Annotated in this window: 19 protein-coding genes; 3 read left to right on the forward strand and 16 right to left on the reverse strand. The window is 30.7% G+C overall.

The features are described from left to right. Positions 1 to 334 precede the first annotated feature (334 nt). The 6 genes from ACFWM3_RS21900 to ACFWM3_RS21925 form a co-directional block, all read right to left on the reverse strand. Positions 335 to 529, reverse strand: a complete 195-nt coding sequence (locus tag ACFWM3_RS21900) for a DUF2187 family protein (protein WP_056465451.1) — start codon at positions 527 to 529, stop codon at positions 335 to 337. 826 nt (positions 530 to 1,355) lie between these two features. Further along, entirely contained in the window at positions 1,356 to 2,147 is a 792-nt protein-coding gene (gene lsrF, locus ACFWM3_RS21905; protein ID WP_390312923.1) for a 3-hydroxy-5-phosphonooxypentane-2,4-dione thiolase, read from the reverse strand. Between the two features lie 3 nt (positions 2,148 to 2,150). Then, positions 2,151 to 2,519: a cupin domain-containing protein gene (locus tag ACFWM3_RS21910; protein ID WP_056465448.1), complete on the reverse strand. Its 369-nt coding sequence runs from the start codon at positions 2,517 to 2,519 to the stop codon at positions 2,151 to 2,153. A 19-nt stretch (positions 2,520 to 2,538) separates the two neighbouring features. Next, complete coding sequence (gene lsrK / locus ACFWM3_RS21915) at positions 2,539 to 4,101, reverse strand: autoinducer-2 kinase (RefSeq protein ID WP_390312924.1); 1,563 nt, start codon at positions 4,099 to 4,101, stop codon at positions 2,539 to 2,541. A 4-nt stretch (positions 4,102 to 4,105) separates the two neighbouring features. Then, complete coding sequence (locus ACFWM3_RS21920; RefSeq protein WP_390312963.1) at positions 4,106 to 4,441, reverse strand: sugar-binding domain-containing protein; 336 nt, start codon at positions 4,439 to 4,441, stop codon at positions 4,106 to 4,108. Positions 4,442 to 5,183: 742 nt separating this feature from the next. After that, positions 5,184 to 5,756 (reverse strand): hypothetical protein, encoded by a 573-nt coding sequence (locus ACFWM3_RS21925; RefSeq protein ID WP_390312925.1) that lies wholly within the window; start codon positions 5,754 to 5,756, stop codon positions 5,184 to 5,186. A gap of 654 nt (positions 5,757 to 6,410) precedes the next feature. Here ACFWM3_RS21925 and ACFWM3_RS21930 point away from each other — a divergent pair. Then, positions 6,411 to 6,548: a hypothetical protein gene (locus tag ACFWM3_RS21930; protein WP_390312926.1), complete on the forward strand. Its 138-nt coding sequence runs from the start codon at positions 6,411 to 6,413 to the stop codon at positions 6,546 to 6,548. Positions 6,549 to 6,881: 333 nt separating this feature from the next. Here ACFWM3_RS21930 and ACFWM3_RS21935 read toward each other — a convergent pair whose 3' ends face one another. The 3 genes from ACFWM3_RS21935 to ACFWM3_RS21945 all read right to left on the reverse strand — a co-directional run bounded on the left by ACFWM3_RS21935 (position 6,882) and on the right by ACFWM3_RS21945 (position 8,408). After that, positions 6,882 to 7,175 (reverse strand): hypothetical protein, encoded by a 294-nt coding sequence (locus tag ACFWM3_RS21935; protein ID WP_390312927.1) that lies wholly within the window; start codon positions 7,173 to 7,175, stop codon positions 6,882 to 6,884. Between the two features lie 475 nt (positions 7,176 to 7,650). Further along, a complete protein-coding gene (locus tag ACFWM3_RS21940) occupies positions 7,651 to 7,971 on the reverse strand; it encodes a YbjQ family protein (RefSeq protein WP_088011817.1) in 321 nt (106 codons plus the stop codon). A gap of 239 nt (positions 7,972 to 8,210) precedes the next feature. After that, positions 8,211 to 8,408 (reverse strand): nucleoside/nucleotide kinase family protein, encoded by a 198-nt coding sequence (locus tag ACFWM3_RS21945; RefSeq protein WP_390312928.1) that lies wholly within the window; start codon positions 8,406 to 8,408, stop codon positions 8,211 to 8,213. 137 nt (positions 8,409 to 8,545) lie between these two features. Here ACFWM3_RS21945 and ACFWM3_RS21950 point away from each other — a divergent pair, with 137 nt between their 5' ends. After that, complete coding sequence (locus ACFWM3_RS21950; protein WP_390312929.1) at positions 8,546 to 9,247, forward strand: polysaccharide deacetylase family protein; 702 nt, start codon at positions 8,546 to 8,548, stop codon at positions 9,245 to 9,247. A gap of 90 nt (positions 9,248 to 9,337) precedes the next feature. Here ACFWM3_RS21950 and ACFWM3_RS21955 read toward each other — a convergent pair whose 3' ends face one another. From ACFWM3_RS21955 to ACFWM3_RS21985, 7 genes are all read right to left on the reverse strand, one after another. Further along, positions 9,338 to 10,441 (reverse strand): MGDG synthase family glycosyltransferase, encoded by a 1,104-nt coding sequence (locus ACFWM3_RS21955; RefSeq protein WP_390312930.1) that lies wholly within the window; start codon positions 10,439 to 10,441, stop codon positions 9,338 to 9,340. A 32-nt stretch (positions 10,442 to 10,473) separates the two neighbouring features. Beyond that, entirely contained in the window at positions 10,474 to 11,046 is a 573-nt protein-coding gene (locus ACFWM3_RS21960; protein ID WP_390312931.1) for a hypothetical protein, read from the reverse strand. Positions 11,047 to 11,187: 141 nt separating this feature from the next. Beyond that, positions 11,188 to 11,835, reverse strand: a complete 648-nt coding sequence (locus tag ACFWM3_RS21965; protein WP_056465391.1) for a VTT domain-containing protein — start codon at positions 11,833 to 11,835, stop codon at positions 11,188 to 11,190. A 26-nt stretch (positions 11,836 to 11,861) separates the two neighbouring features. Continuing rightward, positions 11,862 to 13,214 (reverse strand): sensor histidine kinase, encoded by a 1,353-nt coding sequence (locus ACFWM3_RS21970; protein ID WP_056465389.1) that lies wholly within the window; start codon positions 13,212 to 13,214, stop codon positions 11,862 to 11,864. Continuing rightward, a complete protein-coding gene (locus ACFWM3_RS21975; RefSeq protein ID WP_390312932.1) occupies positions 13,192 to 13,866 on the reverse strand; it encodes a response regulator transcription factor in 675 nt (224 codons plus the stop codon). The genes ACFWM3_RS21970 and ACFWM3_RS21975 overlap by 23 nt, the downstream gene beginning before the upstream one ends. A gap of 27 nt (positions 13,867 to 13,893) precedes the next feature. Then, positions 13,894 to 14,478, reverse strand: a complete 585-nt coding sequence (locus ACFWM3_RS21980; protein WP_056465384.1) for a phosphatase PAP2 family protein — start codon at positions 14,476 to 14,478, stop codon at positions 13,894 to 13,896. Positions 14,479 to 14,691: 213 nt separating this feature from the next. Further along, positions 14,692 to 15,903: a serine hydrolase domain-containing protein gene (locus ACFWM3_RS21985; protein ID WP_390312933.1), complete on the reverse strand. Its 1,212-nt coding sequence runs from the start codon at positions 15,901 to 15,903 to the stop codon at positions 14,692 to 14,694. A 172-nt stretch (positions 15,904 to 16,075) separates the two neighbouring features. Here ACFWM3_RS21985 and ACFWM3_RS21990 point away from each other — a divergent pair, with 172 nt between their 5' ends. After that, positions 16,076 to 16,702 carry a trimeric intracellular cation channel family protein gene (locus tag ACFWM3_RS21990; RefSeq protein ID WP_056473142.1) on the forward strand — a complete coding sequence of 209 codons (627 nt, stop codon included), beginning with the start codon at positions 16,076 to 16,078 and terminating at the stop codon, positions 16,700 to 16,702. Positions 16,703 to 16,747: the final 45 nt, after the last annotated feature.

The following is a 16,747-nucleotide window of genomic DNA, read 5'->3' on the forward strand; positions in this document are numbered from 1 at the left end:
TTTTTTATTTTTTATTTAATTCTATAAAAATTAAAATAAAAAAACCTTGTAATTACAAGGTTTTTTAATTATATTTTCTCGACTACTACAGCCGTTCCATAAGCAACAATTTCATTGTTACTCTATTACATCTTATCAACCCGTTAGATTTTCACATCACAAAACCTATCTAATCCGTCCCGAGTACTGGCCCCACCTACGCCAAATACGATGATGGCCACACATGCCATCCAACCTACTATTCAGTATATCAGAAAACGCTTACATTTTCAATATTTAGAATTTTCGTTTAAAATATTTTATAACTCATGTATAACTGACTTTCCTTTTTCCTTCATACATCATCAATTACTTGATAATTTTTGTGTGATACAACTGTTCTGTTTCCTTCAAACACCAATTCCGTTTTATTATCGATTATATTTACAATAACTGTATTTTCATTGACCTTTTCAACAATCCCTTTAATTCCATTCTTAAAAAAGACATGTTCCCCTAATTCAGCTATATTTTTTGCCTTGAATTTCATCTTCTTCTCCCCAATCATCATCATTATTTTTCTTAGTTTTACTTCATTGCTATATTTTGATTTTTCTTATTCACAATTGAAAACGCCTTCATCAATATGTAGATGAACATTAGTTCGTACCAAGTTAGCTAGCTTAAATGATAATACGACTAAATCCTTTTTGTAATTCTAACTTATACAAATAACCTAGTGGACATTTTTTTATTCGTTTCATACAATGATGAAAAATTAAGAAGAATGATTTTAATTACTTTTTCTTTCAAACTACTTTTTTATTATATTACCAAAACTTTAGATATAAATATAGTATTTTTTTGAATACTGAAATTTTAGGAGCGTTTAAAGACATCGATATGGTTATTATAAAATTGACTTCAAGCGAAAAGTAAAGGAGATTAAACAAAATATTCTACGATATTTTAAGCTAATTACCATTTAAAACATTGATCAACTAATACCTGTATCTAAAATTAAATATTAATTCGTTAGAATGGGCATATAAAAGATGGAATTTTAGCTCCACCATTTTTGCTAAACGTCAGTTAGTTCATTTGTTTGACCGTATCACCAAAGTATCAACTAGTTTAGAATCATCACCTTATACAACTAATAAAAATAGTCCGTTAGTAACATTTTTTAAACCATTAAAAAAGTGTAAGAAATTTTTACATCCCTACACTTTTCTTAATTGATTAATTATTTTTGTGACACAGTTATTGTTTTTGGACTTGTCGTAACTTTAAGCCTTGTTTACTAATCACTTCTGTTGATACTGTGTTCGTAGCATTATGGTGGTATTGTAAAAGGTTTCCTTTTTTTACACATATTAAGCTTTTACTTTTGAAGAAGATTCATATAAATCTACCGCTTCATTTACTGTGAATCCTTTATGAACGATGGAATGTATCGCTTGGATCATTGCAAGTGGATGTTGAGATTGCCAAATATTTCTTCCCATATCCACACCAGCTGCACCTTGCTCCATAGCATTATACGTAATTTCTAGTGCTTCACGAATTGTATCAAATTTGGGGCCACCTGCAATAACTATTGGAACCGGGCACTTACTTGTTACCTGTTCAAAGTCGTCGCAGTAATAAGTCTTAACAATATCGGTTCCCATTTCAGCAAGAACTCTTGAAGCTAATGCTAAGAACCTGGCATCCCGTTTTTCAAGCTCTTTTCCAACTGCAGTAATTCCAAGTACAGGTATTCCGTAATCATGAGCATCAGTTACAACTTGAGCTAGATTTGTTACTGTTTGAGTTTCATAGTCAGATCCAATAAAAACCGAAACCCCTACACCAACAACATTATGGCGAATTGCTTCTTTTATTGAAGTAACAATCGTTTCATTCGCTAGATCCTTCCCTAACGTTGTAGGACCGCCCGAAACACGAAGAACCATTGTTTTTTCCGTATTTTTCGGAATACATGCTGCAAGTGTACCTCTTGTTAAATATAGTGAATCCGTGTATGGAAGTAAGTCTCTGACAGTTTCTTCAGGCTTTTCTAAACCTCTTATTGGCCCTAAGAAATAGCCATGATCTATCGCAAGCATTACAGCCCTCTTATTTGGTAAGATTTTGTTTAATCGATTTTGAAATCCCCAGCTCACTATCTATTCACTCCTTAACTTGATTTCTGGATTCTTTATATTCACAACATCTCTTTCCAAAATATGCGGAGATTTAATGAAGAGGGCTTTAAAGATTTTGTCAGTTTGATTGATAAGGTAATGTGCATCTCCTGGTCGGCATTGAATCATATCACCTGGTATTGTAGGAACTTTATTACCATTAATATAGAAATCTATCTGCCCTTCTAGGATATAGAAAATTTCTTCGCAAACTGTATGATAATGGTTTTGGAAGTCTTGACCTGGTTTCAATACAACCACACCAATATCTATATTTGGACCTTTTGTTAAATATTTCGGCCCGTTGTCGCCAAACCGATAATCGAAGTCATTTTCGTGAACTTTCTTCATCCCTTCACACCCTTTCACATTATTCCAGACCAGGTGCCTTCCACATATGCGTGGTTAAACCACGATCAGCAAGTTGAAGCTGTTCTAAATATACACTTCTCCACTTTTCATAGATTTTTAGGTATTGTTTATGATTTTCATTGTTAGGTATATGCGTCCTCTCCCACTTTACAACTTGTTTAACTGCTTGATGGATATTCTCATAAATTCCTATGCCAATCCCCGCAAATAATGCGGTGCCAAGTGCTGCTGTTTCTTTAACTACAGGTACTTTCACTGGTACTCCAAGGACATCTGCTAGGGTTTGGCTCCAAAGTTTTCCTTTCGAAGCACCACCAGTAAAAATAACTTCACTTGGATAATAATCAGTTTCTTCTTCTATAATCTTTAAGTTTCCTAGTGTGATAAGCGCAGCATTTTCTTGAATCGATTTAAACATTTCTTTTTTACCAGTCTTTAGAGGATCTAGAGTGAGATTAATAAATGATGGAGATGCATGACGCCAAGCGCTATAATTCATCGTATCTGAAAATATAGGAATAATCCCATTTGCCCCAATTGGAACATTTTTTGACTTTTCTTCTAAAATTTCATACGGGTCTCGACCGGTCATTTTTGCTTCTGTTTTTTCCAAATCACAAAATGCATCACGAAACCATCTCATTACAAGCCCGGGGAAAAAAGCAATGGTTTCTAGCTGCCATAATTCAGGCACTGCATGGCAGTTAACCCGTATACGGCCACTTTTGTCAACTAAAGGCTGTTTCACATTGACTTCCTGTTGCCAAAATGATCCACCTGATACAACAGCTTGCCCCGCTTTTACCGCACCAACACCAACAGAAGCCATTTGAGCATCTCCGCCTCCACAAATAACCGGAGTTCCTGAATTCAAACCTGTGTACGCTGCTACTACATCCGTCACGTAACCGATAACGGTACCAGCTTCATTTACCGGAGGAAATAAATTATTTTTTAGTCCGCACATTTTTACTACATCACTTTCCCAATTCCTTTTCTCAATATCAAATATCCCTGTAGTACACCCATTTGAAGGATCCACTTGAAGTTTCCCTGACAATTTATAAAGAATCCAATCATTAATCATTGTCATGTCAGTGGCTTTTTCATAAATGCCTGGTAAATGATTTTTTATCCACAAAAGCCTTGGCAGTGCCCCTAATGCAAACATTTGACCTGTTAACCTATAAATCTTGTATTCTAATTCAGGATCTAATTCCTTTAATGCTTTGACTTCATCCGAAGCTCGAGCATCTACATTTGCACAAGCCCAAATCTCCTTACCCGTTTCATCATAAAGGACAATTCCTTCCCTCATACTCGTTGCACTTATCGCTTTTATTTTTTTACCGTCTACTCCTGTTTCTTCAATAACAGACTTTACACACTGAACGACTAACTTCCAGTTTGTTTCCCAATCAAAATCCATAGATCCTGGATACTTATCATTTGATAAATGGTTCCATTCTATTTGTGAAAACCCAACTTGATTTCCTAATTGATCAAACAAAACAGCGCGAATACTACCAGTACCAGCATCAAATGCCAGAATGTACGCCATTAATTTATTTCACCTCCATATTGAGTAATGAAATAGCTGTAGCTTCATCTGTAATCAACAACGTAATATACTTTCCTTTTATAGCTCTGTATATGGCCTCAATTTTTTTCTCTCCGTCAACCACGGCTATAACATTTAAAACTCTTAGACTCTTCAAGTCCGTTCCGATTAGCCTTTTTGGGTGTGCCAAATCAATAATTTTACCATTTTGATCGTAAAATTGACCTAAAATATCGCTGGCTTCATTCGGTTGTTTAATAAATGTCAGTTCGTTCATGGTCATTTTTTCTTCCTGAATAATCGTGGCATCAGGATAAATACCGACAATACCAACAATGATTTATATTGTGGATTTAGCCACCTCGGAATGTCTTTTATTTTGAAAGTTTAGATAAAAATTTTCCTGTCATTTCTTCGGTTGAAGCCAAAAATGGAGCAGGAATTATATGTATATCCTGAAATTTTTCCAAACCGCCCTTTTTTTGACGGCGATTATGGAGATAGTAAGAACTACCCCATTTAAGATTACAACTGAAATATGACTAAAGGGTTCCATTTTCAAGTATTCAATCGTTCTGGAAACAGCTCTTCTCCAAACTAGGCCAACCATAAATATTTATTTTGAGTTAAGCTCTCTTTATAGTAGTACCAGGCTACTTTTATCAGCATATTTTCCATATAACCTACTTGGCTCATCTACTACTACACACCATAACGAAAGTTTCTCATTAAAAAAATTGTTCACCTGCTTATTAGAAATATATCCGTAATCTTAATAATAAGACCTTACAAAATAAGTTTCCGAATATTCAAATTTTATTTCAGACTGATAATATTTTTGTAATTTGAACAAATATCGACTTAACTTTATTGATTATTTCATTATCAGTAAAAGAAAGAAAACGAAAAATATATTAAGATATTTCAAAAGGAAATCTTTCATTCAAGAACAAAAGTGTTGTTAATGAGGTAATATAAAGTACAAAAAAGGATAGATGTCAGTAGATATTATTACTTAACAACTATCCATTCCCTTATATTCTAATCTTGATTTAAATCCTACATCTTCTTTTTTAATTAAATCAAATTGTTTCTAAACTATTACTTTTTCTAATTTTTTTTGAAGAATTGTCAGAATAAATCTCTCTTCCAATCCAAATAAAAGCAAGGTCCCAAATGAACTGGAGGAAATCTGCTCTTATAGTGAAGAAAGGCGCAAGAGCCACGGCTATCAAGAGGATCATGCTAAAAAGAGGCAATACACGTTCGATAAGGTTACTGATTCCATAATAGAGGAAAAAGAAGTTCATTATGATAAACATGATGCTACCCGCTGATAAAGATGAATGATGAAAGTAAGATACCACCAAAGGGACTGATATAAAACTCATTATCTCACTTTGTGAGGAATTATGAATAGCGTTCCAAAAATCCATTTCGTTGAAGAAAGAATTTCCGGAATAACACAGGTTAAGTAATAGTCCGATAAAAAAGAACAAATGAGAAATGGCCATGTTCCTACTTGGTTTCTTACTGTATGCGTAAAGAAAAACACTAAAGAAACTCAGTAAAATCAGTATATCCCCAGCCAATTCCGCCAATGTGGTTCCGACTCCCACTTCAAACATCATGTTGTTTTCTTCAACCTTTTCCAACTAATACATTTCTACCCTGTGTTTCATTATTGATCAATCCAATCATTTATGTACCCGTGTTCACTTATTTTCAAATTATCACCAGGAGCATAGCCGTCAAATACTTTTGTGGCGATCATTTCTAAATAAATAAATTTCACTGAATCGTCTTTGAATAATATGTAAATTTTGGAAATTGCATTTTTTTGAAAAAAATTAAAAAATTATTAGAAATTCTTACTAAATTGCCCAATATTATTAGAATGTTTTTAATCAAAAAAAATAATATATGGTTAAAAATTAGTACTTTTTTAGTGAAAAATCTAAAATCGCCTCTTTTTTTTGTATATATAACGTCTTCGATAATCAAATTTATCGATTTATATCGAATGCAAAAAAAAACTAATTTTATCAATATTCCCCCAATATACAAAGTATTTCCGTGACAGTATTATAAAAAGAAGGAATTAATATTACGATTATTACAAAAATTCGTAATATTAGAAAGAAAATTTTCGACAAAAAAGAACAAAAGTAAAATGACGGTGAAGTCGAAGGATCAAGATGCTATCAAAAATAAAGAACCTACTAGTTAAAGAAGATAGACGGAGGAAGCATTCATATTAAAGATTTAATACACCATTAATACATTCATTATTTAAGGGGGGCTTTACTATGCAATCAGAACAAGAAAAAATTTCAACGGATTTAAACTGGATAGATTTGTTATTAGAATGCATCGAAATAGGAATAAGCGCTGAACAAGTTAGGGCATTTCTTTATAATTGTAGTACTAAGATTGAGTCAATATAATTTGGCTCAAAAGACTGAATAGAAATCACTAGATTGACAACGGTTTAACATAAAAAAGACCCCTAAATCGCAAAAATATTTTTTACGAAATCAAGGTCGGACTAGAAAATGTTTATTTTAAATAGCAAAAACAGTTTTGAATTAGACATCTGATTTTATGTCCATTTTGTCTGATAATTCTAGGGATTAGTCTTATTTATTTCACAAAGAATCTATTATTTCTAATATTTCTGTGCAATTTAATTAACCGTGATTGGAGGGGGTTCTAACAATTACAATTAAAATTAAAGCTAAATTTCACCCGATGAGCCATACACAGTTCTGGGTTTGCACTTATTTTTCTTTTTTTGTGAAATAAGTAAGTACGAAAGGAATCAGAGGTACTAGCACAATTAATCTAAACCAATTCTCTGATGCAATAAAAAAATACAGAGTTGGAAGTAATAATACAATTCCACTTATTATTAATGATTTCCAAGATTTTTTCCAAAGACCCCATGCACATAGAACTAATCCAGAAAACATTAATACCCAAAAAATGAGACTTATCCAATCGATAACAATTGGAGCAGGTATTTCCGAAGTTCCACTTGCATCATCTACAAAAGTCACATTTCTTATCCTCATTACTCCACCTCATATTAAAAAGAAAAGTTTGATAATAAATATTAAATATAAATATTAAATAGACCTTCTTCCAACAATACCTAATGTCAACACAACGAAAGAATGTAAAACAGTTCTTAATCATCTTCAACTAAAGCAATGCGTTAGTTGTAAATCATTGCTAATTTTTTATTGAAGGAAAACACTCGTTAAGCAAGATCCTTTGCTCTATCGTCTACATTTAATACGACTTTCTTTTCCTGAGATACCTTATCCAACGAGAAATTAGTGTCCTCTAGATGCACAAGTATTTTTTTACAAAGAAAAATGTCCGGCATCCTAAAAGATGCCAGTTTTTTTTACTAGATACGAAAAGCGTTTCTTAATGGGGATTTTTCGTACGGTTTACTTGTAAACATGTCCGCACTTTTTTTATTTATATTTTATTCTATAAACCTTGAAATAAAAAAACCTTGAAATGACAAGGTTTTTTTAATCATATTTTCTCGACTACAACAGCCGTTCCATAAGCGACAATTTCACTCATGTTTTGCCCAATTTCACCTGAATCAAAGCGCATCATGATAATTGCATTTGCATCCATTTCACTAGCATTTTTAGTCATTCGATCCATCGCTTCTTTTCTCGCATCCTCAAGCATTGCAGTGTATTGTTTGATTTCTCCACCAACAAGACTTTTTAGACCGGCTAAAATATCGCCACCTAGTCCTCTACTACGTACAATTACTCCAAATACAGGTCCTTTTACTTCAACTAGTTTATACCCTTCAATATTTTCAGTTGTAACTACGATCATATTGTTCACCTCAAAATTTTTATTCTTTACACAAATAGATTGATTTAATTTTGTGTATTTATTTCAATACCATTTTTAAACATCATTAGTTAAAAATGGAAAATTTGAAACTTATATTGTATTAATTCTATGTAATAGGTTTAAACCCTTTTTACTAAAGTGAAATTCAATTACTTAAAAAATTATTATAAGTTATTACTTGAAGACCGATTTTTCTACTTCAAATGATGGCTTTTCATTTACATCAATAATAAATGCTGATTTTTAATAAACCCCTCTAATGTATGTAAATAAAGTTTTAAATCATTCCTACTTTGAACAATTGGATAAGGATTTTCATAGATTACTCGAAAACTTTTTAATATATTTTCTAATCTTTTCGCAAGTGTTGTTTTACCGCCAACCATTGGGCCTTGGATCGATATAATCTTTCTCATATTATCCCGTACTCACTTTTCGCTAGTATATTCTTATTTCATCATAATATTTTCTTCTTTTAATTACCAACAATTAGTAAATTGGAATATAATAAAATTATATTATCATTTTATTTATAGTTAGTTAAGGAGAATATATGCTTAGAATTTTCATCATAATCGGGGGGGTACTATTATTAGTATTTATTCTATATGGACCAATCCCGAGTTTACTAACACGTTTATTTAAATTCTTTTCTATCCATCAAGTTTCTTCTAAAAGTCAGAAACGGATTGCTTTAACTTTTGATGATGGTCCACATCCAGTTTATACGAATTTACTTTTAGACTTACTCCAAAGTCATTCAATTAAAGTAACTTTTTTTGTATTAGGTTCAGCGGCAGAAAAGTATCCTACGATCATTAAAAGAATACATGAAGATGGTCACTTAATCGGAATACACAATTTTAAACATAAATGTAATTGGTTTCTAAGTCCAAAATACATAAAAAATCAAATCGAAAAGACTGCAAGTATTATTAAGAAAATAACGAACAGTGATCCACTTTATTATCGACCGCCTTGGGGGTTAGTTTCACTACCTCTCCTATTTCAAAAAAAGCTTAAAATTATTTTATGGTCGGTAATGGCAAATGATTGGAGTAGTAAAGAAGGTAGTGATGGCATTTATACTCGTTTGTTAAATCAAACGAAACCAGGATCAATTATTTTATTACATGATAATGGGGATACATTAGGTGCAGATGAAGATGCGCCTATTCATACAATAAAAGCATTAGAAAAATTTATTGAACATTGTTTACAAAACCAATATCAATTTGTTAGGATTGATCATTAGTTATTTATTCATTCAAAACCAAACACCACAAGGAACTCATTACCTTGTGGTGTTTTTTAAGTATTTATAAAGTTTTTAGTCATAAATCTTCTAAGAAATTGAACTAAAAATATCATTGACAATTAATTGTGAACTAAATCCTTTATTTAATGCAGTTAAAGATGATTTCATTTGTTCTAAATGATTTGATTTGAAAAGAATTCGATTTATATAAAAAGTTAATTCATTTAACGACTTTACTGTAACTGAAGCACCAGCATTTTCAAATATTCGGGAATTCTCTTTTTCTTGGCCTGGTGTTGGTTTATATAGAATTGTCGGTAAATTACATGCAATACATTCTGATAATGTAATACCACCCGGCTTCGTAATTAAGAGATCAGATTTTTTATACAAATTACGTATATTATTTACGTATCCAAATACTTGTAGTCGGTCTTCGTATTCTTCATTTAATTTACTTAATTTATTATAAAGTATGCGATTATAGCCACATACTACAGCTACATTAAGCTTTGTTTCAGTAAGTAACTGCTTGGCCATTTTTTCTACGTCCTTTAATAATCCAACTGCCCCAGCAACTATCAAGATTTGATCGTTTGATTTCGATTTACTTGTACCTTCATTCAAGAAATCTATTTCTTTAAATTCTTGGCGAAGAGGTATACCACTTACAAATATTTTCGATAATGAAACGCCTAAATTCACCATTTGATGGATTAATCCTTCCGTTGCTATATAATAGCGATCGATTTCATTATGAATCCATGAACGGTGAATATAATAGTCGGTAACAACTGTATATAATTTACAAGGATGTGATGAATATTTTTTCCATTTTGCTACTGATCCAACTGGAAATGTCGTAATGATAATATCAGGCTTCTCTTTTTGAAGAATACTTTTTATATTCTTTCCGCATAATTCTAAAAGCCTGTCAAAAATAACTGTACTGAATAATTTCTCAGTTCCATAGAAGAACCATTTATAAATTGTTTGGGCATGTTGGAATAATTGCAAATGAATACTTTTTGCAAATACATTTATTGTTGGATATGCTTCTTCATATATATCAATAATTGTTACATCGTTAAGGTTAATATGTTCAAACTCACTTTTTAACGCTTTTGATACTTCTTTATGCCCATTTCCAAAACTCGATGTAACGACAAGTATTTTAGGCTGCAATACCATACTAATCAACCTCTTTTGAATAGACAAATTAATTAAACGAATGTATGAATTAACATTGAGATTACTACTGCAAATGAAAGATAGTAATGCCAGTTTTTATCTTTACGTTTATATCTTAAAAAACCAAATATCCCCAGTGGGACTAAGAGCAAATAAGTTATTACGCCTGAAATATAAACAGCATCTGTTTTCCATTCAAAAAAAGTCATAATCACAGAGTGTACCGTAATTAAAGCAAAAGTAATTAACGAGATTGGGACATGTATTAACTTGCACCATTTCAATAATTTACCTAAGTATTTCTTAAATTGCTTTTTGTCATTTAATTTTTTAAATCTAATTAAAAAATAAAGTGGAAAGAGAATAAATCCCGCAAATACACCTATTCTACCAAGGGATCCCTTATCTTTCGCATACATTTTTAAAGGATTAATTTTATGAAAACCATGTTGTATGCCATTTTGTATATGAGGTCCCAAATTCGTTAATAATTCAGTTCGATGCGAGACTTTCGACCCTGCAATGATAAAAAGAATAATCGAAATTACTAATGCTATATAAATTAATTTTCTCTCATATTTATTTTTTATCCAATTACTAATCATTTTGATTCGTTCCTTTCAAGTATTAAAGGAAAATTGAAGATAGCACTATCCATTTTTTGAATTTCCCCTTTTTTATACAACTAATGTACAAAATAAAAGTGAAAATTTAATGAAAATTGCATTATGTTTTAGTAAAATTGATTAATTTTGTGACAATTTACTTTTCTTACTTAATTTTTTAAGAACATCGATAATGATTGGTATAATTGAAACAAGAATGATTCCAATCGTTAAGATCCCAAAATGATTTTTAACAATTGGAATATTACCAAAAAAGAAACCAATCGAAACCATCAGTCCAACCCATAGTGTTGCTCCGAAAATGTTATATGAAATAAATTTTGTATAGTTCATTTCACCGATTCCTGCTACAAATGGAGCAAATGTCCTAACAATCGGAATAAACCTTGCTAGTACAATAAATTTAGGCCCTTTTTGTTTGTAAAAGTTTTCAGTTTCATGAATATATTTTGTATTTATTTTATTACTCTTACTTAATTTACTTCCGAATTTATTACCTATAAAATAATTTAAAGAATCACCTAAACTAGCTGCGATTATGAAAAGGATTAATAATCCAAAAAAGTTTAATAAATGTAAGGATGCAAGTGCACCTGCTGTAAAAATTAATGAATCTCCTGGTAAAAATGGTGTCACAACAAGTCCCGTTTCCAATAAAATAATGAAAAATAAGATGATATATGTTAATGCCCCATAGTTGTGCACAAAAGTTAATAAATGTTGATCTAAGTGCAATATGAGATCAATAAAATTTTTTATAATCTCCATATACTCTAACTCCCTTAAAATTTTCTCTATATGTTTTTCTTAATTTGAAACAAATTTGAAATCGGAATTTTAATTTTAAAACTGCTACCCTTTCCGAATTCGCTATTAACAATAATTTCTCCATTTAAAGACTCAATAATCGTTTTTGCGATTGATAACCCGAGTCCTGTATTACCTTCATCTCTTGATCTATGCTCTTCTATTCGATAAAACCGATTAAATATTTTGTCTTGTAGTTCTTTTGCAATTCCAATACCATTATCTTTTATTTCATAATAGAAATAGTTTGTTTTTTTTTCTGATCTCACGTAGTAATTTAACGAAATTGTACGGTCCTCATGTGAGTATTTAATCGCATTATCAACAAAGATATTAATCAATTGTTTTAGACTTTCTTGATTTGTTTTAACAATAAATTTTTGTTCATTTAATAGCTGTATTATTTGATTTTTTTCTGATGCTTTATATTGCCATGCTTTTTGAATTTGTTCCGAAAAGACATCAATTCTAAATTCTTCAATATTAACTTTGGCGATTTGTTTCTGGTCAAGTCTTGCAAGAAACAGTAATTGATGGACAAGATTACGCGTATCACTTAATTCCTTTTTTAAATCGGTTAAGGTTTCCTTACCGAAATCAGATAAGCGATCTTGCTCAACGCTTAATACATCTATACCAGCTTGTAATACAGATAACGGTGTTCTAAGTTCGTGTGAAGCATTTTCCACAAATTCTTGTTGTTCTTTATAAGATGAAATAATTGGTTCCATTGCCTGATTTGTAATTTTCTTGCCGAAGTAGTACGCCATAAAACAAAAGATAATTGAGAGTAGAAATGAGATACTGATAAACTGCTTTATTAAATAAATAACTGACGATAAATCTTTACCACTATAAATTGTACCGAGGTAATGATTGGATGAATCATATACCTTTTCTGCAGCAATCATTAAATTTAGTTCTTCTTTATCATGAGGACTAATTCGTTTAATAAATACTTTATTATGATTAGGATTAATCTGTTTTAAAACTTTTTCTATATCTTTTGTATACCCTGGTGATGTTTCATCATAGATTTCAAATCCGTTCTTTTTATTTAAAAAATAATTAAAATAAACATTTTTGCGTTTATGTTTTCTTTGAGTAATATCATCATTTGGACCTAGAGATGCAGCATTCATTTTTACTTCTTTTATTTCTTCCTTTAATACTGTAATTAGATCACTCTTTTGATCTAAATAAATATAAAACGACAATACACTTCCTACTGAAATATTAAATAAAATAATGAAAATCATTAAAATTCTAAGATTGAAAAATGTTAATCGCTTGCTAATTTGATGAAATAATGAGATTTCATTTTTCGATTGTATATCCAACACCTCTAACACTCTTTATATAGGTTTTTTGATATGGTAGATCAATTTTTTTTCTTAGATTTTTTACATACGCTTCAACAGCATTACTTGTTACCTCAGATTCAATTCCCCAAACTCTTTCAAAAATAACTTCCCTAGTAAGCACAATCCCTCTATTTTTTACTAATAAATCAAATAATTGTAATTCTCTTTGAGTCAAAATTATTTGTTCATTACCTCTACTTAAACTAAAATTTGTCCGATTATATGTTAAGTCTTCAATCGTGATTAATTCATCTTGAAGTGGCGCAAAATTTCTTCGATTGAGTACTTTGATTCTTGCGGCAAGTTCACTAAAATCGAATGGTTTAATTAAATAGTCATCCGCTCCAGCTTCTAATCCTTCAACACGATGATTAATACTGTCTCTCGCTGTTAACATTAAGATAGGTCCTTTAAATCCATCTCGTCTTAGCTTTTTGCATATTTCTAAACCACTTATTTCAGGTAACATCCAGTCCAAAATAAGTAAATCAAAATCATAGTGAGTAGCTAAATCCAATGCCTGTTTTCCATTAGTAGTCCATTCGATTTGAAATGGAGTTTGTGTTTTTAACAAATGGGTTGTCATTTTTCCAAGTTTTTGATCGTCTTCAGCAAATAAAATTTTCAAAAGAAGTCTCCTCTATTAAGTTCTTAATCAGGCACTTAATTTCTTTTTCATATTAGATGGTAACTTGTTTATTATTCTTTCGTATATTTTCAATAATATTTTCATTAATGGTTCCGTTAATGATGATGTTTTTAAAACAATAATCGCTACTATACTAGCCAAAATAAATGCACCAATTATATCAAATGGATAATGTACCCCAACAAAGATACGCGAAATACCAACTAAAATCGCCCACACAAGTGAAACCATACCTAAACGATCTTTTCTAAGCAATAAAATAAGAGCTGTAGAAAATACTAATGTTCCATGATCACTTACAAAAGATGAATCCGATGAATGTGAAATCAGTTTCGTCACATGGTGATTCACAAATGGTCGTGCGTGATAATAAAATTGATGGATTATAAAGTTACCGCCTAGTGCTAAAATAAGTGTTAAAGCGATATAAAAAGCTGTATACTTACGCTCGGTACCTTTTTGAATCCATAAATAACATAAAAGTGCTATTACGATTAAAATGGCAGTTTTAGATAAATAAATCATTACATTATCTAATGCCGGCCATTTTCCAGCAAAATTATTTATTAATTTAAATATTGAGTAGTTCATTAAAATTTCCTCCATTTTTTTGATCGGAAATTATTATATAAAAGTTTTATGAAAATTTGATGAAAATTTTGATTGGAAATATGTTTTTCTAATAAAAAAAGACCTATTATAAAATAGATCCTTTTTTCTTAGACTACAGATATTCAAACAATTTAAGTATGTGGGTGATTAAAAAGTGTATAGTTTAGATTCACTGTTTTTTCATTATTTACCTTAAATAAGTTTTAATACAGGTTCACCAAGTACATGTTTAAAAATTACGTCTGCTAATTCTTTTTCTACTTCGAATCTAGAATTTTTTAATAAATCAAACTGACTTCCGTTCAAGATAAAGATCATGCCGAATTGTTTTTCTTCATGCCAATATAAATTACTGATTAATCCGTATGCTTCACCAGCATGTCCAATCATTTCTTTGTAGCCAGGTAAAAAGTCGTGGCTAATATGAAAACCAAGAGCCATTTTACTAAAGAAATGATTATTTTCTTCTCTAGACCATTGAATTGATTTCATTAATTTTGACGTTTTTTGTTCAAGAATTTGGTGCCCATTTAGACTCCCGTTTAACATATGTGCTCGTAAAAACTTACTTAATTCAACTGCAGTTGTTCTTAGTCCACCTTGAGGTTCAAATAATCCTCCATGGTTTCCGATGATGTATTGATCCCAATGAGTTTCCGAATATCCACTTTGCCTAACATCCTCAATTGTTACTTTATATTCGTTCGTATCTTTATTTTTTTCATATAAGTTTGCTAATTCATGGCTTTTATTAATATTTGAATAGGAAAAAGCTACATTCTTCATTTCTAGAGGTTCAAATATATTTTGATTGATATACTCGTCAAAGCGTAAATTAGTGACTTTTTCAATAATTGCACCGCATATGATCGCACCTATATTTGAATACATCCAATGATCTCCTGGTTTCCAATCCCCCCATATTTCTTTCGTAAAATACTTTCCATTTTCATCAAATAATTCTGAAAGTTGTAAAGAAAAATTAGAATGTCCATCTCTAATAAATTTTGCATACACACTATTTGATGCATCGTCTGAGTTAAGTGAAGATGTATGAGTTAAAATTTGTCTCAACGTAATATGAGATTTTGGGAATTTAGGATTTCTTATTTTAAATCCTAAATAATGACTAATATCTTGATCTAAATCTATTATTTTACTTTCAACTAATTGCATGATTGCTGTAGCAGTAAAAAGTTTTGAAATAGAAGCAATTCGAAACATTGTATTTTCCGTAACTAAGTCTCTTGTTTCTAAATTACGAAAACCATACGCATCAGACCAAATTAGTTTATCTTTTATAACGACTGCTGCTTGACACCCGACAATATTAAATTTGTCCATTATTAATTGAATTTCTCCCGATACCATTTCATTTTTTTGTTGTTTCATATTGTTTAGCATTTTAATCTCTCCAATCTATAAATTTCAAGTGAAATTTATGTAAAATACTGTAAATTTTTTATGTAAAAAATTTTTTTTAAATGAAGCGTTTTCAAAGTTATTTTAATATTGTAATACTCCCTACCTGTTGCTAAAATGAATCATAGAAAATGGAATTAAGGGGATAGAATGGATGATTTTGATCGAGGTTTTTGTTTATGCAGGAATTATAGCTGCTAGCATTTCTGGTACTTTAGTTGGTATTCAAAAGAAATTGGACTTATTTGGTGTTGTTTTTTTAGCAGCTTGTACTGCGCTTGGCGGAGGGTTAATTCGTGATATTATTTTAGGTCAAACGGTACCGAATGCTTTTGCAAAACCTCAATACTTTATCGTAAGTACAGTCGTTTCAATTGTAACATGGTTATTTTATCAACGAACAATGCAGTTCCAATCAACTTTAATCATTACTGATGCAATTGGTCTTGGTGTTTTTACTGCAGTTGGTTCATATTCGGCAATTGATCACGGTTTAAAAGGTTCTTTTTTAATTATTTCAATGGGTTTAATCACTGGAATTGGTGGTGGAATTATGCGAGATGTATTCGCAAGAGAAATTCCATTTGTATTCCGAAAAGAAATTTATGCAATCGCAGCAATTATTGGCTCTGTAACAATTTTGTTTACACATGGCGAATTTACTAAACTGCAATCTTTGTATATTTGTTTTCTAATTACAACAGCAATTAGAATTATTGCTGTACGATATAAAGTAAACTTTCCTATTAGAAATGTTAATGATAAATCGTTTTTACTTTAAGCTTAACAAATATGTTAAGCTATTTTTAATGGTCCTAACCAATAA

The sequence above is a fragment of the Gottfriedia sp. NPDC058432 genome (assembly GCF_042721555.1).
Lineage (GTDB): Bacteria > Bacillota > Bacilli > Bacillales > Bacillaceae_G > Gottfriedia.